Origin of the sequence: Achromobacter sp. Marseille-Q4954 (assembly GCF_943737025.1) — a bacterium.
Lineage (GTDB): Bacteria > Pseudomonadota > Gammaproteobacteria > Burkholderiales > Burkholderiaceae_B > Achromobacter > Achromobacter bronchisepticus_A.
The window spans coordinates 262,214-284,578 of the sequence record NZ_CALSFQ010000001.1; the positions used below are offsets into that span (position 1 = coordinate 262,214).

At 65.9% G+C, this 22,365-nt stretch carries 25 protein-coding genes and 1 tRNA gene; 11 read left to right on the forward strand and 15 right to left on the reverse strand.

Annotated features, from left to right (window positions below; genetic code table 11):
- The first annotated feature begins 76 nt into the window (after positions 1–76).
- Entirely contained in the window at positions 77–1,747 is a 1,671-nt protein-coding gene (locus NGK62_RS01170) for an FMN-binding glutamate synthase family protein (protein WP_118932218.1), read from the forward strand.
- An 18-nt stretch (positions 1,748–1,765) separates the two neighbouring features.
- On the opposite strand, the gene NGK62_RS01175 is transcribed toward NGK62_RS01170, so the two are convergent.
- Together NGK62_RS01175 and NGK62_RS01180 are read right to left on the reverse strand one after the other, a co-directional pair.
- Entirely contained in the window at positions 1,766–3,169 is a 1,404-nt protein-coding gene (locus NGK62_RS01175) for a phospholipase D-like domain-containing protein (protein WP_251877152.1), read from the reverse strand.
- Positions 3,170–3,237: 68 nt separating this feature from the next.
- Complete coding sequence (locus NGK62_RS01180) at positions 3,238–3,573, reverse strand: ElaB/YgaM/YqjD family protein (RefSeq protein WP_059378525.1); 336 nt, start codon at positions 3,571–3,573, stop codon at positions 3,238–3,240.
- A gap of 422 nt (positions 3,574–3,995) precedes the next feature.
- Between NGK62_RS01180 and egtD the strand changes: the two genes are divergently transcribed.
- From egtD to NGK62_RS01200, 4 genes are all read left to right on the forward strand, one after another.
- On the forward strand, positions 3,996–4,973 hold the full coding sequence (gene egtD / locus NGK62_RS01185; protein ID WP_251877154.1) for an L-histidine N(alpha)-methyltransferase: 978 nt from the start codon (positions 3,996–3,998) through the stop codon (positions 4,971–4,973).
- A gap of 35 nt (positions 4,974–5,008) precedes the next feature.
- Positions 5,009–6,325, forward strand: a complete 1,317-nt coding sequence (gene egtB, locus NGK62_RS01190) for an ergothioneine biosynthesis protein EgtB (protein ID WP_251877156.1) — start codon at positions 5,009–5,011, stop codon at positions 6,323–6,325.
- A 125-nt stretch (positions 6,326–6,450) separates the two neighbouring features.
- Positions 6,451–6,527, forward strand: a tRNA-Met gene (locus tag NGK62_RS01195).
- A gap of 339 nt (positions 6,528–6,866) precedes the next feature.
- Positions 6,867–7,337, forward strand: coding sequence for a class I SAM-dependent methyltransferase (locus NGK62_RS01200; protein WP_251877158.1), 471 nt, complete (start codon positions 6,867–6,869; stop codon positions 7,335–7,337).
- 28 nt (positions 7,338–7,365) lie between these two features.
- Here the strand turns inward: NGK62_RS01200 and NGK62_RS01205 are convergent, their stop codons facing one another.
- From NGK62_RS01205 to NGK62_RS01215, 3 genes are all read right to left on the reverse strand, one after another.
- Positions 7,366–8,277 (reverse strand): hypothetical protein, encoded by a 912-nt coding sequence (locus tag NGK62_RS01205; protein ID WP_251877160.1) that lies wholly within the window; start codon positions 8,275–8,277, stop codon positions 7,366–7,368.
- 187 nt (positions 8,278–8,464) lie between these two features.
- Complete coding sequence (locus tag NGK62_RS01210; RefSeq protein ID WP_118932212.1) at positions 8,465–8,656, reverse strand: hypothetical protein; 192 nt, start codon at positions 8,654–8,656, stop codon at positions 8,465–8,467.
- Positions 8,657–8,783: 127 nt separating this feature from the next.
- Positions 8,784–9,032 (reverse strand): hypothetical protein, encoded by a 249-nt coding sequence (locus NGK62_RS01215; RefSeq protein WP_059378534.1) that lies wholly within the window; start codon positions 9,030–9,032, stop codon positions 8,784–8,786.
- Positions 9,033–9,294: 262 nt separating this feature from the next.
- Here NGK62_RS01215 and NGK62_RS01220 point away from each other — a divergent pair, with 262 nt between their 5' ends.
- Complete coding sequence (locus tag NGK62_RS01220; RefSeq protein WP_251877162.1) at positions 9,295–9,486, forward strand: hypothetical protein; 192 nt, start codon at positions 9,295–9,297, stop codon at positions 9,484–9,486.
- Positions 9,487–9,515: 29 nt separating this feature from the next.
- Here NGK62_RS01220 and yddG read toward each other — a convergent pair whose 3' ends face one another.
- Positions 9,516–10,424, reverse strand: a complete 909-nt coding sequence (gene yddG, locus NGK62_RS01225; protein ID WP_280014723.1) for an aromatic amino acid DMT transporter YddG — start codon at positions 10,422–10,424, stop codon at positions 9,516–9,518.
- A gap of 151 nt (positions 10,425–10,575) precedes the next feature.
- Here yddG and NGK62_RS01230 point away from each other — a divergent pair, with 151 nt between their 5' ends.
- Entirely contained in the window at positions 10,576–10,848 is a 273-nt protein-coding gene (locus NGK62_RS01230) for a 6-phosphofructokinase (RefSeq protein WP_251877164.1), read from the forward strand.
- 11 nt (positions 10,849–10,859) lie between these two features.
- Here NGK62_RS01230 and NGK62_RS01235 read toward each other — a convergent pair whose 3' ends face one another.
- From NGK62_RS01235 to NGK62_RS01255, 5 genes are all read right to left on the reverse strand, one after another.
- Positions 10,860–12,434, reverse strand: coding sequence for a GGDEF domain-containing protein (locus NGK62_RS01235; RefSeq protein WP_059378540.1), 1,575 nt, complete (start codon positions 12,432–12,434; stop codon positions 10,860–10,862).
- 243 nt (positions 12,435–12,677) lie between these two features.
- Complete coding sequence (locus NGK62_RS01240) at positions 12,678–12,899, reverse strand: hypothetical protein (protein WP_118932210.1); 222 nt, start codon at positions 12,897–12,899, stop codon at positions 12,678–12,680.
- A gap of 113 nt (positions 12,900–13,012) precedes the next feature.
- The gene (locus tag NGK62_RS01245) at positions 13,013–14,104 is read right to left on the reverse strand and encodes an AI-2E family transporter (protein WP_059378542.1); all 1,092 of its coding nucleotides are present in this window, start codon (positions 14,102–14,104) and stop codon (positions 13,013–13,015) included.
- 54 nt (positions 14,105–14,158) lie between these two features.
- Positions 14,159–14,872, reverse strand: a complete 714-nt coding sequence (locus tag NGK62_RS01250; protein ID WP_251877166.1) for a DUF3053 family protein — start codon at positions 14,870–14,872, stop codon at positions 14,159–14,161.
- 155 nt (positions 14,873–15,027) lie between these two features.
- On the reverse strand, positions 15,028–15,543 hold the full coding sequence (locus NGK62_RS01255; RefSeq protein WP_251877168.1) for a GNAT family N-acetyltransferase: 516 nt from the start codon (positions 15,541–15,543) through the stop codon (positions 15,028–15,030).
- A gap of 91 nt (positions 15,544–15,634) precedes the next feature.
- Here NGK62_RS01255 and NGK62_RS01260 point away from each other — a divergent pair, with 91 nt between their 5' ends.
- From NGK62_RS01260 to NGK62_RS01270, 3 genes are all read left to right on the forward strand, one after another.
- A complete protein-coding gene (locus NGK62_RS01260) occupies positions 15,635–15,994 on the forward strand; it encodes a hypothetical protein (RefSeq protein ID WP_251877170.1) in 360 nt (119 codons plus the stop codon).
- Positions 15,995–16,661: 667 nt separating this feature from the next.
- Positions 16,662–16,943 (forward strand): hypothetical protein, encoded by a 282-nt coding sequence (locus NGK62_RS01265; RefSeq protein ID WP_054451105.1) that lies wholly within the window; start codon positions 16,662–16,664, stop codon positions 16,941–16,943.
- Between the two features lie 84 nt (positions 16,944–17,027).
- A complete protein-coding gene (locus NGK62_RS01270; protein ID WP_251877172.1) occupies positions 17,028–17,720 on the forward strand; it encodes a cytochrome b/b6 domain-containing protein in 693 nt (230 codons plus the stop codon).
- Positions 17,721–17,756: 36 nt separating this feature from the next.
- Here the strand turns inward: NGK62_RS01270 and NGK62_RS01275 are convergent, their stop codons facing one another.
- The 3 genes from NGK62_RS01275 to purB form a co-directional block, all read right to left on the reverse strand.
- Complete coding sequence (locus NGK62_RS01275; protein WP_251877174.1) at positions 17,757–18,506, reverse strand: class I SAM-dependent methyltransferase; 750 nt, start codon at positions 18,504–18,506, stop codon at positions 17,757–17,759.
- Between the two features lie 126 nt (positions 18,507–18,632).
- A complete protein-coding gene (locus NGK62_RS01280; protein ID WP_059378551.1) occupies positions 18,633–19,091 on the reverse strand; it encodes a c-type cytochrome in 459 nt (152 codons plus the stop codon).
- 56 nt (positions 19,092–19,147) lie between these two features.
- A complete protein-coding gene (gene purB, locus NGK62_RS01285; RefSeq protein WP_059378553.1) occupies positions 19,148–20,524 on the reverse strand; it encodes an adenylosuccinate lyase in 1,377 nt (458 codons plus the stop codon).
- Positions 20,525–20,685: 161 nt separating this feature from the next.
- On the opposite strand from purB, the gene NGK62_RS01290 reads away from it, so the two are divergent.
- Entirely contained in the window at positions 20,686–21,294 is a 609-nt protein-coding gene (locus NGK62_RS01290) for a glutathione S-transferase (protein WP_118932204.1), read from the forward strand.
- Between the two features lie 200 nt (positions 21,295–21,494).
- Here the strand turns inward: NGK62_RS01290 and NGK62_RS01295 are convergent, their stop codons facing one another.
- A complete protein-coding gene (locus NGK62_RS01295) occupies positions 21,495–22,313 on the reverse strand; it encodes a sulfite exporter TauE/SafE family protein (protein WP_054451099.1) in 819 nt (272 codons plus the stop codon).
- Positions 22,314–22,365: the final 52 nt, after the last annotated feature.

A 22,365-nucleotide genomic window follows, 5' to 3' on the forward strand; every position in this document is an offset into this window, starting at 1 on the left:
ATTCCAGGGCTGTCCGCTGGCACGGCGGGACAGCTCCTGGTGTATGGTTGCTCCATCCCGAAATACGGAGATGGACATGAGCTGGATTTTCGGCCGCTACACGGCTTTTTTACTGACCCTGATCGGCGCCGCGGTTACCGCCGCCCTGGCCGCGACCAGCTCGCCCGGGTGGCTTTGGCTGGCCGTGCCGCTGACACTGCTGGCCGCGCTGGGCGTCTATGACCTGGCGCAAACGCGCCACGCCATCCGCCGCAACTATCCGGTCCTGGGCAATCTGCGCTTCCTGTTCGAATTCATCCGGCCCGAGATCCGCCAATACTTCCTGGAAGACGACACGCAGGCCGCGCCGTTCTCGCGCGCGCAGCGCTCCATCGTCTACCAGCGCGCCAAGCGCGAGATCGACAAGCGTCCCTTCGGCACCCAGGAAGACGTCTACGGCGACCGCTACGAATGGATCAACCATTCCATGTCGCCCTCGCAAATCCCCGACACCGACTTCCGCGTCACGGTGGGTGGCCCCGAGTGCAAGCAGCCCTACTCCATGTCCGCGTTCAACGTGTCGGCCATGAGCTTTGGCGCCTTGTCGGCCAATGCCATCCTGGCCCTGAACGAAGGCGCGCGCCAGGGCGACTTCGCGCACGACACCGGTGAAGGCGGCATCAGCCGCTACCACCGCCAACCGGGCGGCAGCCTGGTCTGGAACATCGGCTCGGGCTACTTCGGTTGCCGCGACGAACACGGCGCGTTCTCCGAAGAGGCTTTCGTCAAGAATGCCTGTACGCCGCAGGTCAAGATGATCGAGATCAAGCTGTCGCAGGGCGCCAAACCCGGCCATGGCGGCATCCTGCCTGCCGGCAAGGTGACGCCGGAGATCGCCGAAGCGCGCGGCGTCGTGGCCTGGCAGGACTGCAATTCGCCGGCCACCCATTCCGCCTTCGATACGCCCATCGGCCTGATGAAATTCGTGGCGCGCCTGCGCGAACTGTCCGGCGGCAAGCCAGTGGGCTTCAAGTTCTGCGTGGGCCACCCGTGGGAGTGGTTCGCCATCGTCAAGGCCATGCTGGAAACCGGCATCACGCCGGATTTCATCGTGGTGGACGGGGCCGAAGGCGGCACCGGCGCCGCGCCCGTGGAGTTCGTCGACCACGTCGGCACGCCGCTGCGCGAAGCGCTGCGCCTGGTCCACAACACGCTGATCGGCGTGAACCTGCGCGACCGCATCAAGCTGGGCGCATCCGGCAAGATCATCACCGCTTTCGACATGGCCCGCGTCATGGCCATGGGCGCGGACTGGTGCAACGCCGCGCGCGGCTTCATGTTCGCCATCGGCTGCATCCAGGCGCAAGCCTGCCACACCGGCAAATGCCCCACCGGCGTCACCACGCAGGACCCGCTGCGCCAGCGCGCGCTGGTGGTGCCGGACAAGGCGCAGCGCGTCGCCAACTTCCACCGCAACACGCTGCATGCGCTGGCGGAACTGCTGGCCGCGGCCGGCCTGACCCACCCCGGCCAACTGCGCCCGCACCATATCGCACGCCGCATCTCCTCCAGTGAAATCCGGCTGCTGTCGGCGCTGTTCCCGGAACTCGCGCCGGGCGAACTGCTGCGCGGCGAATTCCGCCATCAGGTATTCCGCGCGGGCTGGGCCATGGCCCAGGCCAGTTCGTTCCAGCCGACCCACGACATCACCACCGCATTGGCGCAAGAGCATGCCGCCCATGCCGCGCCGGCCGCCGCGCAAGTCTGATCCGGCTGCCGCCGGGCGCTACAGCCAGCGCTCGAACATGCGCGAGAAGAACTCCATCGAACGGTCACCCACGCCCCTGGCTTGCCAGGCCTCGGGCGTGATCCGCACCGAATCGGCGACGTCGCGCTGGAACAGCGCCTCCATTTCGGCCGCGAATTCAGGCCCCAGCACCACGGCATTGATTTCGTAGTTCAGCGCAAAGCTGCGCCAATCCAGGTTGCTGGACCCCACCGTGGACCACACGCCGTCCACCACCGCGGTCTTGGCATGCAAGAGCGCATCGCGCCGCTCGTAGATTTTCACGCCGGCCTTGAGCAGGTCCGTATAGTGCGAACGTCCCGCGTGGAACACTAGCGACGAGTCGCTGAAGCCGGGCAGCACCAGCGCCACGTCGACGCCACGCCGGGCCGCGTCCGTCAGGACTTCGATGAAGGCGGGATCCGGCACGAAGTACGCCATGGTGATATGGATGTATTCCTGTGCGCTTTCAAACGCCGACATCAGCGTCAGGTAGACGGTGTAGCCATCGCTGCGGTCCGGCTGATTGGCCAGTATCCGCACCGTCGTTGCACCCAGGGGCGGCGCCACCTGCGAATCGCCCCCCTTGATCGGCTCCTCGGACTGGGATTCCCAACCCGCGCGGATGACCTGCTCCAGTTGGGCCACGGCAGGCCCTTCGATGCGCAGATGCGTGTCGCGCCAGGGCGCCACCCGGGCGTCGGCGGCCGCTGGCGCGTCCGCCTTGCCTGCACTGCCTCCGCTACCCGATCCCGAGCTCGGGGAAGACTCGTAGACGCTGCTGACGTTGATGCCGCCCAGGTAGCCGACCTTGCCGTCCACGACCAGCACCTTGCGATGGTTGCGCTGGTTCGGCGACCAGCCCGCGCGGCCGCTCGCCGGGTTGACCGGATTGAAGATCGCCACCTGTACGCCCGCATCGCGCAGGCGCTGGAACAAGGCATCGGGCGTCTTGATCGTGCCGACCGCGTCGACCATCAAGGACACTTCGGCGCCGCGATTGCGCGCCGCGATCAGAGCTTCGGCAAAGCGCGAACCTTCGGCATCGTCATCGAAGATATAGGTTTCCATGTGCACGTACCGGCGAGCCTGCGCGATGGAATGCAGCATGGCGCGGTAGGTGCTGGGGCCGTCCGCCAGCAGCCGGACACGGTTGCCGGCAACCAGGGGCACGCCGCTGACTGCTCGCTCGACGGCAAGGTGACGCGCGAGAAAGTCGCCCTTGGGAGTCCGCGGGTCCGCGGCGATGCCCTGCCCGCGGCGATAGCTGTCCGAGGCCGCGTCGGAAGACAGGCTGGCCTGCGATGCGCGCGCGCGGCGCTCCTGCGAATCAGGAACACTGGCGCAGGCCGCAAGCCAGACCGCACACGCCAGCGGCAGCAGCAACCGGTGTGCGCGGGCCATCCACGCCCGCCAATCCCGCCGCAGTCCCGACCGGCGCGCAGCCCCGGACGGCTTCATGGCGTCAGGGCTTAGCGGCGGCCGCCCGAGGCCAGGAGGCAGCCTAGCAAGGCGCCCACCAGCGCCGCCACGCCCACCGACTTCCAGGCATGTTCATGCACGTACTCGTCAGCATAGGCGGTTGCGCGGCGCGCGCGTTCCCGCGCCGCGCCCTCCCAATCGCCGGCGGACTCGCGCGCGTCGGCCAATTGGCGCCTCAGGCGCGCGCGCGCCGATTCGATCTCGGACCCCGTATACGACGCCGTCGAGCGCAACAGGTCTTCCGTGCCGGCGAGCAGCTCGTGGAAGCTGTCGCTGACGCGCTCACGGTGCAGGGCCATTTCGGCGCGTTGGTGCTTTCGGTTCATGGTCGCTCCTTTCTAGTTGTTGGGCCTCGCGGAGTCGGGCCGCCTGACGCAATGCAGCACGCTCGGTACCCGAAGCGCGCCGCGCATTGAAGAATCCCATTGTGACCATCAACGGCCGCCGCCGCCAGAGCTTTGGCAACCAGCCGTAAACCGATATTTCAACGCAAGCAAAGGTATCGGCAGCGCGCGCCCTCGGGCCGGCGCCGGAGCTTGCATGCCGTCTTTCAAATTCGTAAAAATCCATTGCATTCAGCGGCTTGGCGCTTGACACCGGCCCCGCCCTGACCGCCACAATAGACTTTTGCAATGCGCCAGAACCGCCTGGTCTGAGCCTCCCAACGCCGCGCCTCCCGACCGCCCGCCGCCCCATCCTGGGCGCACCTGCGGCGGGCCGTCCCGGCGACAGAAAAGGAACAGGACGCATGGTTTCGCCTTCCGCACTGTTTGCCCCCGCCGCGCCGAAATTCATCGCGCAAGCGCCGCAGCCTCCCAGCACCGAGCAGCTTGAACTGCACGAAGGCTTGCTGGCGCGCCACGCGCACATCGATCCCAAGTTCCTCTATGACGCGCTGGGCTCGGCGCTCTTTACCGCGATCACGCAGCTCCCGGAGTATTACCCGACGCGCTGCGAGTCGGAGATCTTCCAGCGCCACGGCGCCGACATTGCGCGCCACGTGGGACCGGTGCTCTCCATGATCGACCTGGGCGCGGGGGATTGCGTCAAGGCCGAACGCCTGTTCCCCAGCCTGCGCCCGCGCCATTACGTGCCTATCGACATTTCGGCCGACTACCTGCAAGCCGCGGTGCGCCGCCTGCAGCTGTCCTACCCCGACCTGCAGATCACCGCCATCGGCCAGGACTTCACGCACGCGTTGGCCCTGCCCGCCAGCATTCCGGCCGAACAGCGGCTGTTCTTCTATCCCGGTTCCAGCATCGGCAATCTCAGCCCCGCGGACGCGCACGCCATGCTGCGGCGCATCCGCGAGCAATGCGCGGGCGGCGGCTTGCTGGTCGGGGTGGACCGCGTCAAGCCCAAACAAGTACTGGAGCCCGCCTACGACGACGCGCTGCACCTGACCGCCGCCTTCAACCTGAACCTGCTGCGGCACGTGAACAGCGTGCTGGACGCCGATTTCGACGTGGACGACTGGCGCCACGTGGCGCTGTTCAACAGCGCCGACTCGCGCATCGAAATGCATCTGGAAGCGCTGCGCGCGGTGCGCGTGGCGTGGCCGGGCGGCGCGCGCGCGTTCAGCGCCGGCGAACGCATCCACACTGAAAACTCCTACAAGTTCACTCCCCAAGCCTTCGCCGACCTGCTGCAAAGCGCCGGCTACCGCGACGTCGCGCACTGGTCGGATTCCCGCGGCTGGTTCTCGATTTTCAGCGCCCGCGCGTAAAGCGGGCCTGCCCTCAACGCCACTGGAGGATCGCCATGGAACCTGCGTGCCTGCTGACTCACCCTGCCACCGGACCTTACGCTGCCGGCCAGGCGGGCCAGCACGACCGCTACGACGCGGTGCGCTCCACCAGCACGGCCCTGGCCGCCCCGCTGAGTCCCGAGGATTGCCAGGTGCAATCCATGCCGGACTGCAGCCCGGTCAAATGGCATCTGGCCCACACCACCTGGTTCTTCGAGACCTTTCTGCTGACGCGCTTTCACCCGTCCTATGCGGTGTTCCATCCGCAGTACCGCATGCTGTTCAACTCCTACTACAACGCCGTCGGCGCCAAGCATCCGCGTCCGCGCCGCGGCCTGCTGTCGCGTCCCGCGCTGGCGGAAGTGCAGCACTACCGCCGGCATGTGGACGGCGCGATGCACGAGCTGATCTCGCGCCTGGGCGGCAACGACCCCGCCTTCGACGCTTTGCTCGAGCTGGGCCTGAATCACGAACAACAACACCAGGAGCTGATCCTGACCGACCTGAAGCACATGCTGTCGGCCAATCCGCTCAAGCCCGCCTACGTCGCGCCTGGCCCACCCGCGCTGCCACCTTCCACACCGGCCGGCTGGACCCGCTATGGCGGCGGCATCACCCGCATCGGCCATGACGGCAATGGCTTCGGTTTCGACAACGAGGGGCCAGCCCATGACGTGCTGCTGGCCCCGTTCCACCTGGCCGACCGGTTGGTGACCCAGCACGAATACCTGGCCTTCATTCGGGACGGCGGCTACAAGCGGCCCGAACTCTGGCTGTCGCTGGGCTGGGACATAGCCTGCGCCGAAGGCTGGCGCGCGCCGCTCTACTGGGAAGGACAGCGCGACGATTGGCGCATCTTCACGCTGCGCGGCATGCAGGAACTCGAACTGCAGGCGCCGGTCACGCACGTCAGCTATTTCGAGGCCGACGCCTACGCCCGCTGGGCGCGCGTGCGGCTGCCGCGCGAAGCCGAATGGGAACATGCCGCCCGCCAACAGCCCGAAGGCGCGCTGGCCGGGCGCGCCAACATGCTGGAGAACGGCCACCTGGACACGCGACCGGCGCCCGCGCGCAGCGGCACGGGCGGCCCCGTGCAACTGTTCGGCGATGCCTGGGAATGGACCTCCAGCGCCTACGATGCCTACCCCGGCTTCAAGCCCGACAGCGGCGCGGTGGGCGAATACAACGGCAAATTCATGTGCAACCAGTACGTCTTGCGGGGCGGCTCCTGCGCCACGCCCAGGGACCACATCCGCCCCAGCTACCGCAATTTTTTCCCGCCCGAGGCCCGCTGGCAGTTCTCTGGCATCCGGCTGGCGCGGGACGCCTGAAGCCTTTCTTTGAAATTTGACCGAGGATCGCTTGCACGCGTCAAAAATTTCGTGCTAGAATTTCGTTCTTCGTTGATCACTGATTGCGACACAGATGTGACGCAAACCCAGAGGTTGATCGAAATGGCGCATTAGCTCAGCCGGTTAGAGCGACGGAATCATAATCCGCAGGTCCCCTGTTCGAATCAGGGATGCGCCACCAGGAATTCAAAGGGCGCCCACACAAGTGGGCGCCCTTTTTGTTTTCGCATCGGAACTCTAGTCGCAGGAAGCCTGTCTCACGACGCGGTATCGCCGCCGGCATGGGGACCATACAGCCTCACTTGCCATCGCGCGGCCGCCACCCCGAGCAGCCCTCAGGAGCGATCAAATTCCCTTGCGCCGACTTATCCGTAGAGCAAAAAAGAAGCTATTCCTTTGGTCGCCAGAACTGGCCGCACGTTGCGGTTTTGATTTCCGGCTGAAGGCGCCGAATCGCAGTTTCCTGGAACAGCAGATATTCGGCTACCTGAACCAATCGGCTGCCCAGGCCAGCAGCCCCATGCAGTGCCTGTTCGTCGGCATGCATGAATACACCTGGCACTACCCTCGCTTGCTGAAGATGGATTTCCATTCGCTGGACATGGATCCCGAACAAGCCGTCTACGGCCCAGCCGGCAGGCACACCATCGGAAGCGCAACCAACATGTCGGCGTTCTACCCCGAAGCCTCGTTCGACGTCGTGGTGGCCAATGGCTTGATCGGCTGGGGCCTCAACGAGCGAGCCGATTTCGAACGCCTGATGGAGCAATGCCATCGCGTGCTCAAGCCTGGCGGGCTTTTGATCCTGGGCTACAACGATACGCCCGAACACGCCCCCTTCGAGGTGGACATCGCATGGCGGGATCTGTTTGCCCCCATGACGCCGGCCATCCCGGGAGTCACGCAGGCGCGTCATGCCATGAACGACAGCTACGCGCACGTGTTCATCTTCGGCGAGAAGCGTCCGGATCCGGCGCGGGCCGCTGCCTGACGGGAGCAGCCCGGCGCCTGCCTTCCAGTCAAGGCAGCCGCACCGCGTCGCGCCGCCGGCCGCCCCAGGTCGCCGCCAGACTGGCCACGAAGGCGCCGATCAGCATCGAGGCGAAGCCCCACAGCGCGAACGCGGCCGCGGCCTTGCGCGCCTGGTCTGCGGCCTCCTTGGCCTTTTGCCGGGCGTCGTCGGCGGCCTGCTTCATGTTCTGCACGGCCTGCTCGACGCGGCGCTGCGCCGCCGCCGGCTCCATGCCGGTCTGCGCCGCCACGACCTTCACGACATAGTCGCGGTCCTCGCCCGTCATCGAGCCGCGCGCCGCGCTCATCGCCATGATGCGGCCCACCTCCACTCTCGCGCCGTTACGGTCGGCGCCGGCATCGGGCCGCTCCGAGCGCAGCAAGGCGTCCGAGAAGTAGCCCTGCATCTGCGCCATTCCGTCACTGCCGCCCGCGGCGGCTGCCGCGGCCGTCGCAGCCGTGCCGGCCCCTGCCGCGACAGAAGCGCCCGCCTTCGCCACGCCTGAAGCCAAGGCCGCGATGGAAGCGCCCAGCAACACCGCGCTTACGACCGCGCTCAACGCCCACACCAGAAAGCCGTGCGCCGTGTCGCGGAAGTAAACCTCGTCCGAGTGCACGTCGACCCATTTGGTGCGCAGCCGCCCCGCGACGTAGCCGCCGATGCCATAGGCGACGATCTGCGTGGCCAACATCCACACGATGAGGCCGATGCCTATCGCGGGCGCGGTCGCGCCCTCGCCGCTCCAGGGCGAAACCGAAAGAAAGCCCAGCCCGGTGCCGCCAGCGAACAACGCCAGCGAAAGGGCCGCGGCGATGACCGCCCCCGCGATCACCGCGGCCCAGGAGACGGCGGAGATGGCAGATTCCCTCGGCGGCACGCCGCCGGGATAGGGCTGGCTCAATGAAGTTGCGTTTTCCATGGATCTGTTCCTTGTTCACGGTTCATCGCGGCGGCGCGGATACGCGCTGCCGCGGCGGAAAGCCTCGCGGGTCAATGCCAGAAAAGCGCCAGCAGGATGATGATGGGAATGGGCACGCCCAATAGCCAAAGCAAGATGGAACGCATAAAGCCTCCTTGGATGATGTCCTGCGCGTTGCTCGCAACGCTCAGGCCAGGTCGATGGTGCCGGGCGCGCGCGGATTCGGCGGCGGCTGCACGGGATCGATGACGTCGGGATCGCTGCGTGGCCGCGTCGGATCGAGCGGCGGGTCGTCCGGCGGCGGATTATTGGGAAAGGCGGGATCGTCGGGCGCGGGCGGGTCGCCCCCACCGGGTTCGCGATGCATGGATTGGGACATGGCGTTCTCCTGAAGCGGCGCCTGGCGCGCCGCCCAGCCCCATCAGCAAACCGCATTCCCGGCTTGTGGCCCCTGAACGAAAAAAGCCCTCTTCGCGAGGGCTTTCATGCATGCGCAGCCAGCAGGGTCAGGATTTGCTCTTGCCGTCCCTGGCCGGTTCGGCGGCTTTCTGGCCGCCGCCGCCAAGAAATTCGACGACAGCAGCCTTGCCCGCGGCGGAGGCTTCGTCCTGGCTGGCATAACGCCTGGGCGAATAATTGGTGCTGCGCACATTGCCGGTTTCGGGATCGAACAAGGTGATGATCCAGGCGAATTCTCCCGGCATCAGTTGCCTGACTTGCAACGTGGCGCGCGTGCCTGGGCGCAGTTGCGGCATGGGACGGCCTTTAACGTGACTCGACGCCGCCATCGTAGCGCAAGACGCGCCGGCGCAACCCCGGTGCTGGCGACACAGCCATGAATGCTGCGACCGCACATGAATTCATGCTGCAGACCCCGCAGCAAAAACGCCACAAACCGCGCGTCGCGTCAGGAAAACCCTAGGGCCTGTTGCGCCAATACAGGCGCACAATCAATACAAACATCTAGACCGCTCAGCGGCAGCCGCATCCCTTTAATCAGGCGAGGACGGAGACAACATGACTTATGTAGCAGTGGTTATCAGCTGTTTGATGGTTGTGGGTATCGTCGCGTTGGTGATTCAAACGGTTCAAAGCGCAGGGTCCGCACCCTGGCTGAGAATCTCGGCGGCGATCACCAGTTCCTTGTTCGCTTCACTCTTGTTGATTCCGCTCGGATACGCGGTCGCGCAGACCGTGCTGATCGAATAATTCCATCATTGCAACGCATGCGCCTGGGGCTACGCGCCCCGGGCGGCTTTGCCGCGCGTTGCGGCCCAGCACAGCAGCGACCCGGCGGTCACCATGGCCACGCCCTGCCAGAATGATGCGTTCAGACGGGTCGACAGCCACACGGCAGCAAAGAACGTCGAAAACACCGGCGTGAAGTAGGACGCCGTGGCCAGCAAGGTCAGGTTGCCTTTGAGTATCCCTACGTTCCACAGCGCGTAGCCCGCCGCCATGGCGCCGCCGGTCACCAGCAGCTCCAGCGTGGCGGGCCAGGAGAAGGCCAGCGCAGGCTCGGCGCCCGACAGGTACTTGATCCACAGGGCAAGCGCGGTCAGCATGAAGAACAAGGCAACGCCATTCTTGCCATCGGCGAATCGCGTCGTGACGTTGCAATAGACGGCCCAGATCACGGCGCCGCTGAAGGCCAGCCCATAACTGAGGGGATTGCTGGACACGTTGGCGAGGGTGCGCTCCCAGGAAAGCCCGCCGGATCCGCCCAGGACCCAGACGATGCCGGCAAGCGACAGCAGTATGCCGGGCACCACCCACGCGTTGGCGCGCTGGCCATTGATGAGCATGGCCAGAATCACGGTAAAGCAAGGCCAGAGATAGTTGACGATGCCCAGCTCGATCGCCTGGCCACGGTTGGCAGCGAATCCCAGGGAAAGCGACAGGCAGATCTCGTAGGCAACGAACAGCAGGCTGCCGATGATGAGATAGGAACGCGGAAAGGTCCGCAGCTTCGGAAAGCCCAGCAGCAGCACCAGGAACGCCGAACCCGCCGTGTAAATGAGCGCGGCGCCGCCGACCGGCCCGAAGCTTTCGCTGACACTGCGGATCAGGCCAACCACGGTGCCCCACAGCAGCACCGCCAGCAAGCCCAGTGAAGTCGCCGTGTTCCGGCTCAGGGAGAGTTGCATTACCGATTCCGATTGCCCGTCTTGGGGCGTCAAGCCGGGCAGTTTAGCGAAAACCCAAACGCTCCGCGGGCGGCCCCCGCCTTACGGCGGAGCCGGCCTCCCCAGCCCGGAATGACCGCCAGAACAATGCAGAAGAAGGAGCAAGCGTCGCATGACCATATCCACACGCAGATTGAGCGACGTGCTGGCCAGCACGGAATCGGGCCGGCTCTACCGGATTGAGGTGTTCTTGCGGGCGGAAGAGCCGGGAGCGGCTGCGTTGCAGGCTGACGCGGCCCGGCCTAACGCGGCCCGGCCTGACGCGGCCCGCTACATACACCGCACCACCGAGGGGGAGCTGGTGTTGCCGCTGGACCGGAACCGGTACAGGCTGAAATCGGGCGAAGTCCTGACTGCCCTGGCGCCGCCGCTCTCCGACCTCTGAGGCTGGCGGAGCTACTGATCAGCCTCCACCCGCCGCTTGCCCTGGCCCTTGGCCTTGTAGAGCGCTCTGTCCGCGCGCTCCAGCAATTCGCGCACGGTGACGCCGGATTGCGGATACACGGCTATGCCCACGCTGGCGGATACGGCGACACTGACGTCGGGATACGGCAGGGACAGGTTTTCGACCAGCGCCTGCGCGACATGCCCGGCGTTTTCCTTGTCCGCGCCCAGCAGCAACACCGCGAATTCGTCGCCTCCAAGCCGCGCCGCCACGTCGGACACGCGGATCGCATCGGCCATGCGCTCCGCCGCTTCCTGCAGCACCGCATCGCCGGCCGCATGGCCATGCAGGTCGTTGACCGCCTTGAAGCCGTCCAGATCGATCGCCAGGATGGCGAAGGATTCGCCGCTGCGCTGCGCCACCGCCACCTCGCGCAGCACCAATTCGTTGAACAGCACGCGGTTGCACAGCCCGGTCAGCGGATCGTAGTGCGCCAGGTGCTGGGCATGCGTCAGCATGCGCGAGGCCTGCACCAGGGCGCCGCCCACTTCCGCAACCTCCTTGACGCGCGTGCCCGGCACCATCACCGCATGCCCTTTGCCCAGCGCCAGCGCCGGCGCGACCAGGCTCTGCACGGACGAGGTCAGGCGCTGGGCCAGCCGCAAGGCCAGCAGCAAGCCCAGCCCGAAGGCCAGCAAGGTGCCCAGGGCGATCCAGGCGATGGAGCGGTAGAGGTCCGTGGTCAGCAGGCTCATCGGCGCGCCGGCGGCGACCGTCCAGCCAGATAACGACGAGCGGCTGAAGGCGGTGTAGACCGGCGTGCCTTCCTTGGTAATGGTTTCCAGCGAGCCCTCGCTTTCCTGCTGCACCGCCCGCGCCAGTTCGGGAACGGCCTTCTGGCCCACGAATTTCGAGGTGTCGCGCGTGCGCGCCAGTATCGTGCCGCTGTCGTCCAGCACGGCGGCCACCCAGCCGTCCGGCAAGGCGCGCCTGCCCAGCAGATTGCCGATGCGCTCAGGCAAGATGCCGACGTTCAGGCTGTAGGCGACCTCGCCGTTGCGCAGCACCGGCACGCCCAGCGCAATCAGCGGAGCTTGATTGACCCTGCTGGTGAACAGCCCCGTCAACACCGCAGTCCGTGTCTGGAAAACGTGGGCCAGCTCGGCGGAGGCACCCGTCGGCGGCAAGGCGTTGCCGAACGGAACGGACGTGTTGATCAATTGACGGCCATCCTTGTCGGTCAGGACATAGCTGTCGATGATCTGGAAACGCACGGACTCGCGCGCCCGCCTATGAAAACCGGCCAGGTCGCCGGCGACGAGATCCGGCGACGACGCCAGCATCTGCAAGCCAGCCTCGACGCCGGTGAGTTCGCGGTCGAGAATCGCGGTGAGATTGCGCGCCAGGAATATCGTGTCGCGGAAGATCCGCTCTTTCTGGATGACGTAGCTTTCGTAGACCGCCACGGACGCCATGACCAGCGCGGGCGTAATACAGGCGAACACAAGCGTGAGCAGGCCCGTGCGCATGGAATAACGGCGCGGCCGACGCGCCCGCGCGACGGCCAGGCTCTCGCCGTCAGCCACGGGAACCTCGCCTTGCGACGTCCGCAATCGTCGCCCTGCCGACCGAAACCACACCTCTGGACCCATGCGCCTCCCGATACGCTCCGCCCGGCCCACGAGCAGAGGACGAACGAACGCCAGAAATTATTGCAGAAGTTCGCAATCGCACAATCCGCGCCATGGGAATCCCCTCGCCGCGTCGAGACGGATGTGGCTTAAAGGGCGCGTCCCCAATTTATTCCGGAGACGCGGCGCCTGGTTCGTCTACTGGTCTTCCAGGTCCGGGGTGCCGGTGAACTGGGTCTTGAGCAGCGTCAGCGCCCCTTTTTCGGCCAGCGCCTCATTGGGAAACACATGCTTGGTGTCTTCCAGCACCGGGAATCCGAAGACCCGCACCCGGGCGTGATAGCCGTCGGGCGTCTCGGCGAATTCGATGTCGAAGTTGCGTTCTTCGATCCAGCCCGATCGATGCAGTTTCCATTCCATATCCGACGCGCTCCCGAATAGTCGAGGTTGATACGACAGGCCGGCCCCGATGGAAGCCGGCCTGCTACACCATACACCCGTCTTGGGACGGACTGACGGCCGATCCGCCGCGCCTACTTTCGGGCACTCGGCTTGTCTGCGGCGGCGTCCGCGTATCCCTCCACCGGCGGCGCAAACAAGTCCCAGCTGGCCATGAACAGCGCGGCGATCAGCGGGCCGATCACGAAGCCGTTCAGGCCGAACAAAGCCATGCCCCCCAGCGTGGAGATCAGCACCACATAGTCCGGCATCTTGGTGTCCTTGCCGACCAGAATGGGGCGCAGCACGTTGTCCACCATGCCGATGACCAGCACGCCGAAAGCGATCAGCACGACGCCCTTGATCGTGGCGCCGGTCAACAGGAAGTAGATCGCGACCGGCGCCCAGATCAACCCCGCGCCGATCGCGGGCAGCAAGGACAGAAAACCCATGATCACGCCCCACAGCAGCGCGCCCTGGATAGACAGGATCGAGAAGATGATGCCGCCCAGCGCGCCCTGCGCCGCGGCCACCGCGACGTTGCCCTTGACGGTGGCGCGCACCACGGTGGTGAACTTGCGCAGCAGATGCTGCTTGTGCGTGTCGCTCAGCGGCATGGCGCGCTTGAGCCGCGCCGATAGCTGCGGGCCGTCGCGCAACAGGAAGAACAGCAGGTACAGCATGATGCCGAAGCTGATCACGAACTGGAACGTGTCCTGCCCGATGTTCAAGGCCTGCGTCGCCAGGAACTGGCTGGCCTGCATGGCGCCCGCGCTGAGCTTTTCCTGCAGGCTCGGTATGTCGGCCAGGTCGAAGCGCGCCAGCAGATCATGCACCGACGGCGGCAGCGCCGCCATGGCCTGCTGGAAATAGTCGCCGAAGTTGATCTGCCCGGACTTGACGCTCTGATAGAGGTTCGCGCCTTCGCGCACCAGCGATCCGCTGATGACGATGAGCGGCAGGATCACCAGCAACAGCACCAGCAGCAAAGTGATCAGCGCGGCCAGGTTGCGCCGTCCGCCGATGCGCGCCACCAGCCGGCGCTGCAGCGGCGCAAAGATGATGGCAAGGACGGCGCCCCAGAAAACAGCGCCGTAGAACGGCCACAACAACCAGCCGAATGCGATGGTGACCACCACCAGCAGGAGCAGAAAGGTTCTGTAGTGCACGCTGGAAGATTGGCTCATATTACGTCCCAGGCTCGGCTTGCGCCGCGAGACCCGCATTGTACAAAGCGCCGTTCAGCGGGCGTCCTGCGGCTGTCCGGCGGCCTGACGCAATGCGGCGCGCGCATGCTCCAGAACCTCCGACTGCGCGTTCAACCCCTGCAGGCGCAGGTTCAACTCCTGCTGCAGCGTGGGCGTGGCGACGCGCGCCTGCCCATCCGCCAGCAGGATGTCCTGCGCATGGGCGGCCACGAAATCCGCCACGCCCAGCGCATCGCGCGCCACCGCGTCCATGGCGGCCGCGGCATCCAGCACCTCGGCCGCGGGCGCCGTCACTGCCTCGTCATAGACACCGTCGTAGACGGGCGCCAGATCGGCCGGCAGCGTCAGCGCCGCACGCGCCTTGTCCGCCCTGGCCTGAGCCCGCTGGACCTCGGCAGCCTGCTCGGCCAGCGTCTTGCGCGCGGTTTCGAGGCGGTCCCGCCGCTCCACGATCTCGGCCACCGAACGCAGGGTCTCGACTTCCGACGCGTCACGCATGGACGCCGCCGCCTGCGTCAGGATTTCCTGAAAATCGGCGATGACCTCGTAGGCATCGGCATAGCCGCCGACGGCCTCCTTTTCCTGCTCGCTCAGGACGCCTATGGGCAGCAGCGACGCGCTGTTCATCCGGCTTTGCAGCAGCTGGATGAACGCGGCCCGCTCCTGGGGCTCTTTGTTGACGCAGGCCGACAGAAACAGCATCGACGCCATCGCCAGGCCCAGCAGGCAAGCTCGCAGCAATGCCATGCGCATCCTCCTTGCATGCGGGTTCGCAAAACCGGCGCCGCCCGCGAACTGGGCGGCCGCCCTCCGGCAGATTATCCCGAAGGCGCTTTCCGACGCTGCCGGCGAGCGGATTTTGTTGCTATCGAAGCGTGTTGACACAGGGTGCGCCGCCCGCATCATGGCTCCAGGGGATACGCCATGGCGCAACGGCGCGCGGGGTCAAAACCCATGGCCGCCTCATGGCTCAAGCGCTCGCGCAACCCGGGCGGGAGCTCCCCTGCCGCGATATCGACGAAACCTTGCCGCAGGTAAAACGGCCTGTTCCAAGGCAGTTCGCGGTCGGTGGTCAGCAGCACGAACCGGTAGCGACCGGCACTGCGGGCATGCGTGCATACGGCGGCCAGGAGCGCCCGCCCCAGGCCGCGCCCCTGCCACGGCAACGCTACCGCCATTTCGGCCAGGTAGAGATCGCCGTCCATGGGCCGCGTCAGCGCAAAGCCCGCGCACTGGCCCTCGCCTTCCGCGATCCACAGCAGGCCGGCCGCCTGCGCCTGCGCCAGCTCGGCCTGCGGCGCCGTATCGTCGCCGGCGGCCCACGCCATATGCGTGCCCAGGAAGCGCCGCGCGGCGGAGCGTTCGATATCGGCCAGGCTGGCCAGGTCTGTAGGTCGTGCGAGTCTGATCATAGGCATGGCAGTATGCCTGATGTGGGCCCGGCGTCCGATCCCATAAAATGGCGTTTTCGGCCATCACGGCCCCGCAATACAGGCCCAGCCCCAAGACATGACTCAAAACGCCACCTCCGATACCTGGGGCTTTGCCCATCCCGATTGCCGCGGCGCGGCCGCCCTGCTGTTCTTCATGAACGACCTGGCGCGGGTGGTCAACCAGTACCTGAGCCCGGGACAGCTATCCAACGAAGCGCTGGCCGATGCGCAAAAGGCGGTCGATGCCTTGCTGGCCCGCTACGTGGACATTCAGGCCGCCCCCGAAGCCTTCGACAACGAGCGTATCGAACTCGCCCTGGAAACCGAAAACCAGCCTGACGGCCAGACCAGCGCGCAAGTGGCGCTGCACATGTCGCCACGCCTGGAAGGCCTCATCATCGAGGCCCAGCGCCAGGCTCGCCCGGCGACCCATTAAAGGCCTGGAACGGGGGAGGAGTCTCCCCCCACCACAAAACGCTTGCCAAAAGCATCAACTGCCTGTACTATTGCTGGTTGAGTTCTGCCGTTTTCGCCAAATTCCATACGAAAAAACGCGGTGATAAACGACGGCGCTGGCACTGAGGCCTGTACATCAGCCCCTCCCCAGACACCGAAGCAGACCCTCGAAAATACCCAAGCCCAAGCATCCCGTCCCATTTGCGAAAACCGCAAATCCGGATTGCGGCCTGGAACAAAACGCCTTCACCCAACCGCCAGTCCGGCTTGGCAAGAAGCAACAAGACAATCAGCGGCGCCTACAACACGCGCAAGCGACGAATACCGATAACCGCGCCGCAACCAGCAGGGCCTGTCCGTCCTGCATGACTTCTCGGGCCGCGCATGTCCGCATGCATGCTTTGCGCTTGTTCGCGCATCGCGCAACCCGAAACGACGCTGTCCCGGACTGATGGACAGCGTCGCGCCGCCAGGCCGTGCGCGCAAAACATGAGAATGCGCAAAAGGACGGCGGCATATATGCGTTAGTGTCACGACACACGCCTGCCCGATTCAATACGGCTGGCAGCGGCACGCGGCAGGAACGCTGCGCGCCACGTGGCCAGACGCGGCTTTTCCCATAACTAGAAACCAAGAGAACAAACACCATGAATACTCGTTTCACGACCTCGGACCTGATCCGACGCCCGGCGCACACCACGCTGGACAACATGCCGATCCATATCGGCGACATCGTTTACCTGAAGCCCGCAAATGGCCCGGAAATCCGCGCCACGGTCATCTACAACGCGCCCATCGATGGCACGACCACCTACACGACCGAAGTCGTGCCCTGCGGCGCACCCGCGCAAAAGGCCCCCGGCCAGCGCATCCGCTTCCGCCATGAGCACGTGCATCGCATCGAACCGGTGCGCAGCGCCACTCACTGAAGCAGCAGCCCGCCCCGTTGCGCAAGCAACGGGGCAATTTGTGCGTGATAAAGTCCCCGGCAATACAGCCCTGGCGATCCCACCATGCAGAACAACCGTCTCGCAGTCCATATCTGGGACCTTCCCACCCGCCTCTTTCATTGGGCGCTCGTCGTCTGCATCGTCGGCGCGTTCGTCAGCGTGAAGCTGGGCGGCCTGTACATGGACTGGCACGTGCGCTTCGGCTGTACGGCGTTGGGTCTGATCCTGTTCCGCCTGCTCTGGGGATTCATCGGCCCGCGCTACGCCCGCTTCACGCACTTCGTGCGCGGCCCGGCGGCCGTGGCCCGCTATCTGAAGGGCGCCGCGGCGCCCGCAGGCCACAACCCGCTGGGTGCGCTGTCGGTGCTGGCGCTGCTGCTGGTCATCGGCTTCCAGGCGGTCAGCGGCCTGTTCACCACCGACGACATCATGACGCAGGGCCCCTTGTTCGGCCACGTCAGCGAAGCCGTTTCCGCCGCCATGACGTCCTGGCACAAGCTGAACGAATGGGTCATCCTGGCCCTGGTCGCCCTTCATATTGCAGCTGTGCTCTGGTACGCGCTGGTGCGCCGCAAGCGCCTGGTGCGCGCCATCATCACCGGCAAGGTCGATGCCAAGGACGTGCCCGCCGGCACGGCCCCCACGCAGGACGGTTTCGCCGTCTGGCTGCGTGCGCTGGTGCTGGGCGCCTGTGTCACGGTCCTGGTACTGTGGATCCGGTCGCTGGAAGTCGCGGCCGACATGTCTTTTTCCTGACGGTTCACGCAGCGCGAAGGCAGCGCTGCGGCCCGCTCAACGCCGCGCCTCGATCAAGTGCCGCGTCGAATGAGCCACGAACGGCTCTCCCCGACGCATCCGCTCATCCAGCGCCAGCAGGGCATCGCGATACCTCGCCACCGAAAAATCGGGCACCCACCACACGCACTTGCGCAGGATCCAGACCACGGCGCCCACGTCATGGAACACCATCTGGCAACGGGCCGCGCGCAAGTCCGTCACGGCAAGTCCAGCAGCCGCCGCGGCGGCCGCCTCATCCTGCGGATCCCGCAGGCGCCGCTGCGCTGGCAAAGGCCCCAGGAAATGCTCGATCAGCTCAAAGGCCGAAGCCGGCCCCACATGCTGGGCGAAGTAATGCCCGCCCGGCTTGAGGACGCGGTGGATTTCCGCCCAGTCCGCGTTCACAGGGTGCCTGGACGTCACGAGTTCAAACGACGCATCGGCAAACGGCAAGCCCGCGCCCGGCGCTGTCTGCACTAGCCGCAAGCCACGAGCGGCCAGGCGTTCATGCGCTTTCCTGGCATTGGGCGGCCAGGCTTCGGTCGCGCACATCACCGGCGGAAAGCGGGGCGCCTCGCCCAGCACTTCGCCGCCGCCCGTATCCAGGTCCAGCGCCGACTGCACACTGGCCAGGCGCTGCGCAAGCAGCCTGGCATAGCCCCACGGCGGACGCTGCTCGGAAGCGCGCCCCGCCAGCCAGCCGAAGCCCCACCCGCCGACATCGGCGGCTTCGGCCTCTGCCACCAGCTCATCAAAGGATTTCATCGCTTCTCTCCTGCGCAGGACCGACGCGCAGTCCCGCGAAGCCACACCCGGCAAAGCCATAAAAAAAGCGCCAACCGTTACGCTGGCGCCTCTTTGCCCACATGCCGCCCGCGGACGGCAGGCGCCTTATTTCTTCTTGCGGTACGAGTCGTGGCAGGCCTTGCAGCTTGCGCCGACGTCGCCAAACGCAGCGCGCAGCTTGTCCAGGTCGCCGGCATCGGCAGCGGCCGACAGCTTGACGATATTGTCCTGGAAAGCCTGTTGCTTCTGCTTGAAGCCCGCAGCGTCACTCCAGATTTCCGGACGCGCATCACCGCCTTCGGTGCCCGCGCCAAAAGCCGTCCACGGCAAGGCCGACAAGGTCTTCAGCACTTCCACGTTGGCCTTGATCTGCGCGGCGTCATAGGGCTGCTGGCCCTTGACCACTGGCGCCATGCGGCCAAAGTGGGAAGCCATCAGCGTCAGCGCCGATTGGCGGTACTTGACCGCGTCCTCCGGCTTGGCGAACTGCGCGGACGCGCTCGTCGCCAGCAGGGGCCCAACCGTCATACAGGCCAACGCGGCAAGCGTGGACAACTTCTTCATTGCAATCTCCCGTAAGGTCAACAGAGGCCGAGCGCCCCGGGCGCGCGGCAAGGCGACTATACCGCCCGGGCCAAGTCTGCGGCCAGCCCGATGTAGGAGCGCGGGGTCATCGCCAACAGGCGCGCCTTGGGCTCTTCGGGCAGGGCCAGGCCCTGGATGAATTCTCGCAGGCCTTCCTCGGTGATGCCCTTGCCGCGCGTCAAAGCCTTGAGTTGCTCGTACGGCTGCGGCAGGCCATAGCGGCGCATGACGGTCTGCACCGGCTCGGCCAGCACTTCCCAGCAAGCGTCGATGTCGGCGTCGATGGCGGCAGTGTTGACCTCAAGCTTGCCCAGGCCGCGCATGCAGGCATCCCAAGCCACCAGGCAGTAGCCCAGGCCCACGCCCAGATTGCGCAGCACGGTGGAGTCGGTCAGGTCGCGCTGCCAGCGGGAGATCGGCAGCTTGTCCGAGAGGTGGCGCAGCACAGCGTTGGCCAGGCCCAGGTTGCCTTCGGAGTTTTCGAAGTCGATCGGGTTGACCTTGTGCGGCATGGTGGAGGAACCGACCTCGCCTTCCTTCAGGCGTTGCTTGAAGTAGCCCAGCGCCACGTAGCCCCAGATGTCGCGGTCCAGGTCCAGCACGATGATGTTGGCGCGCGTGATGGCGTCGAACAAGGCCGACATCCAGTCATGCGGCTCGATCTGGATGGTGTGGCGGTTCTGGGTCAGGCCCAGCCCGGCCAGCACGCGCTGGCTGAAGGCGGGCCAGTCGATTTCAGGATAGGCCGACAGGTGGGCGTTGTAGTTGCCGGTGGCGCCGTTCAGCTTGGCCAGCGGTTCGACGGCCTCGACCGCGGCGATGGCGCGATTCAGGCGCGCGGCCACGTTGGCGAATTCCTTGCCCAGGGTCGTCGGGCTGGCGGGCTGGCCGTGGGTGCGCGACAGCATGGGTTGGTCGGCCTGGGCCACGGCCATGTCGTTCAGCTTGGCGGCCAGTTCGCGCAGGCGCGGCACCACGACCTCGTTGCGGGCGCGCGTCAGCATCAGCGCGTGCGAGGTGTTGTTGATGTCCTCGGAGGTGCAGGCGAAGTGGATGAACTCGGCGGCGCGGGCCAGCTCGGCGTCATCGGCCACTTTTTCCTTCAGCCAGTACTCGACGGCCTTGACGTCATGGTTGGTGACGCGTTCGATGTCCTTGATGCGGGCGGCATCCGCTTCCGAGAAGTCGCGCACCAATTGTTGCAGGCGGGCGCGGGCGGCTTCGGAGAAGGCGGGCAGCTCCGGCAGGCCGGCGTCGGACAGCGCGACCAGCCAGGCCACTTCGACCTCGACGCGGTGCGCCATGAAACCGGCTTCGGAGAGCAGGCCGCGCAGCGCGTCGCCCCGGGAAGCGTACCGGCCATCCAATGGCGAAAGGGCGTTGAGTTGGCTGAGCTGTTCGGCGATTTGCATGGTCTGGAAGAGAAAAAGCGGGGAATGAGCGAATCGGGCGATTTTATCATCCGGAAGCGTGCAACATTGTGGCAAACTGACGAAGATTCCGGCCTCTTGGCCGTCTTGCCGTCATGCGGCCTGCTATACTTCGGCCGCTTTCCGACTCCGCTTGTGACTCCATGAAACTGATCGGCTCGCTTACCAGTCCTTACGTGCGCAAAGTGCGTATCGTCATGGCCGAGAAAAAGCTGGACTACCGGCTTGAACTCGAAAACGTCTGGTCCGCCGACACGCAGATCCAAACGTACAACCCGCTGGGCAAGGTGCCTTGCCTGGTCATGGAAGATGGCGGCGCCCTCTTCGATTCGCGCGTCATCGTCGAATACGTCGACACCCTGTCCCCTGTTGCCCGCCTGATTCCTCAGCCGGGGCGTGATCGCGCGGCGGTCAAGTGCTGGGAAGCCATCGCCGATGGCCTCCTGGACGCCTGCGTGACCATCGTCAAGGAAAACCAGCGCCCCGAGGCTCAGCGCAGCCCCGAATGGATCGAGCGCCAGTATTCCAAGATCCACGCCAGCCTGGACGCGATGAACAAGAGCCTGGGCGACAACGCCCACTGCATGGGCATCAACTACAGCCTGGCCGACATCGCCGTCGGCTGCGCGCTGGGCTACCTGGACCTGCGCTTCGCCGCGCTCGACTGGCGCGCCGACCACCAGAACCTGGCCCGCCTGTACGACAAGCTGTCGCAGCGGCAGTCCTTCATCGATACCGTTCCGGTGGTGTAGCCCCCCCCGAGGCGCTGCGCGCCTCCCCCCAGGGGGCGCCGCTACGGACCGGCGGAGCCGGATCCGTGCGGCCCGGCTTCTGCTTGGCTGCGCTTCTGTTCCGCGTTTGCCTCCGCGCCGTTTTCTGCGCCGCCCATGCTTCTGCATCGGCGGCGCTTCTACGTGGGCTGCGCTTTTCCATCGGCGCAGCCCTGTCCGGCTCAGGCGTTGAACGTCTGCCAGGCCTTGAACAGCATGTACGCGGCCAGCGCGAACAGCAGGCAGGCGAACACGCGCTTAAGCGTCTGCACCGGCAGGCGGTGCGCCATGCGCGCGCCCAAGGGCGCCGTCAGCACGCTGGTGCACACCAGTGCGATCAGGGCCGGCCAGTAGATGTAGCCCAGCATGCCCGGACGCGTTTCGCCCGAGTTCAGGCCCGACACCACATAACCGACGCTATTGGCCAGCGCAATGGGAAAGCCCAGCGCGGCCGAGGTCGACACCGCGTTGTGCAGGGCGACGTTGCACCAGACCATGAAAGGCACCGACAGGAAGCCGCCGCCCGCGCCCACCAGGCCGGACAAAAAGCCGATGCCCGCCCCGGCCGCGCTGGTGCCCACCACGCCCGGCATCTGGCGGCTGGGCTTGGGCTTCTTGTTCTGCAGCATGCTCCAGCCGGAATAGCCGACGAACAGCGCAAAGAACAGCGACAGCCACAGCGTGCTCAGCGCGGCGAAGACCGCGCCGCCCGAAAGCAGGCCGCCGATGATGATGCCCGGGGCCATCGCCCAGACGATGTTCCATTTGATCGTGCCGCGCTGCTGGTGCGCCCGCACGCTGGAAATGGAGGTGAACAGGATCGAGGTCATCGACGTGGCGATGGCGGCGTGCACCACCAGGTCGGCAGGCATGCCCTTCCACGCGAACAGCATCGTCAGGAAAGGCACCAGCAACATGCCCCCGCCTATGCCCAGCAGGCCCGCGGCGAAACCCACCACGCCCCCCAGCACCAGCAGGCAAATCACCATCGTTACATCCACAACTCTCTCCTCTTTCTTCTTGGTAATGAACAAAGCCCCAGGGGCCGCGCCC

Excerpts from the sequence above, each read along its gene's own strand:
- NGK62_RS01170 (WP_118932218.1), top strand. The coding sequence starts at position 77 with ATGAGCTGGATTTTCGGCCGCTACACGGCTTTTTTACTGACCCTGATC.
- NGK62_RS01175 (WP_251877152.1), bottom strand. The coding sequence starts at position 3,169 with ATGGCCCGCGCACACCGGTTGCTGCTGCCGCTGGCGTGTGCGGTCTGG.
- NGK62_RS01180 (WP_059378525.1), bottom strand. The coding sequence starts at position 3,573 with ATGAACCGAAAGCACCAACGCGCCGAAATGGCCCTGCACCGTGAGCGC.
- egtD (WP_251877154.1), top strand. The coding sequence starts at position 3,996 with ATGGTTTCGCCTTCCGCACTGTTTGCCCCCGCCGCGCCGAAATTCATC.
- egtB (WP_251877156.1), top strand. The coding sequence starts at position 5,009 with ATGGAACCTGCGTGCCTGCTGACTCACCCTGCCACCGGACCTTACGCT.
- NGK62_RS01200 (WP_251877158.1), top strand. The coding sequence starts at position 6,867 with ATGCAGTGCCTGTTCGTCGGCATGCATGAATACACCTGGCACTACCCT.
- NGK62_RS01205 (WP_251877160.1), bottom strand. The coding sequence starts at position 8,277 with ATGGAAAACGCAACTTCATTGAGCCAGCCCTATCCCGGCGGCGTGCCG.
- NGK62_RS01210 (WP_118932212.1), bottom strand. The coding sequence starts at position 8,656 with ATGTCCCAATCCATGCATCGCGAACCCGGTGGGGGCGACCCGCCCGCG.
- NGK62_RS01215 (WP_059378534.1), bottom strand. The coding sequence starts at position 9,032 with ATGCCGCAACTGCGCCCAGGCACGCGCGCCACGTTGCAAGTCAGGCAA.
- NGK62_RS01220 (WP_251877162.1), top strand. The coding sequence starts at position 9,295 with ATGACTTATGTAGCAGTGGTTATCAGCTGTTTGATGGTTGTGGGTATC.
- yddG (WP_280014723.1), bottom strand. The coding sequence starts at position 10,424 with ATGCAACTCTCCCTGAGCCGGAACACGGCGACTTCACTGGGCTTGCTG.
- NGK62_RS01230 (WP_251877164.1), top strand. The coding sequence starts at position 10,576 with ATGACCATATCCACACGCAGATTGAGCGACGTGCTGGCCAGCACGGAA.
- NGK62_RS01240 (WP_118932210.1), bottom strand. The coding sequence starts at position 12,899 with ATGGAATGGAAACTGCATCGATCGGGCTGGATCGAAGAACGCAACTTC.
- NGK62_RS01245 (WP_059378542.1), bottom strand. The coding sequence starts at position 14,104 with ATGAGCCAATCTTCCAGCGTGCACTACAGAACCTTTCTGCTCCTGCTG.
- NGK62_RS01250 (WP_251877166.1), bottom strand. The coding sequence starts at position 14,872 with ATGGCATTGCTGCGAGCTTGCCTGCTGGGCCTGGCGATGGCGTCGATG.
- NGK62_RS01255 (WP_251877168.1), bottom strand. The coding sequence starts at position 15,543 with ATGCCTATGATCAGACTCGCACGACCTACAGACCTGGCCAGCCTGGCC.
- NGK62_RS01260 (WP_251877170.1), top strand. The coding sequence starts at position 15,635 with ATGACTCAAAACGCCACCTCCGATACCTGGGGCTTTGCCCATCCCGAT.
- NGK62_RS01265 (WP_054451105.1), top strand. The coding sequence starts at position 16,662 with ATGAATACTCGTTTCACGACCTCGGACCTGATCCGACGCCCGGCGCAC.
- NGK62_RS01270 (WP_251877172.1), top strand. The coding sequence starts at position 17,028 with ATGCAGAACAACCGTCTCGCAGTCCATATCTGGGACCTTCCCACCCGC.
- NGK62_RS01275 (WP_251877174.1), bottom strand. The coding sequence starts at position 18,506 with ATGAAATCCTTTGATGAGCTGGTGGCAGAGGCCGAAGCCGCCGATGTC.
- NGK62_RS01280 (WP_059378551.1), bottom strand. The coding sequence starts at position 19,091 with ATGAAGAAGTTGTCCACGCTTGCCGCGTTGGCCTGTATGACGGTTGGG.
- purB (WP_059378553.1), bottom strand. The coding sequence starts at position 20,524 with ATGCAAATCGCCGAACAGCTCAGCCAACTCAACGCCCTTTCGCCATTG.
- NGK62_RS01290 (WP_118932204.1), top strand. The coding sequence starts at position 20,686 with ATGAAACTGATCGGCTCGCTTACCAGTCCTTACGTGCGCAAAGTGCGT.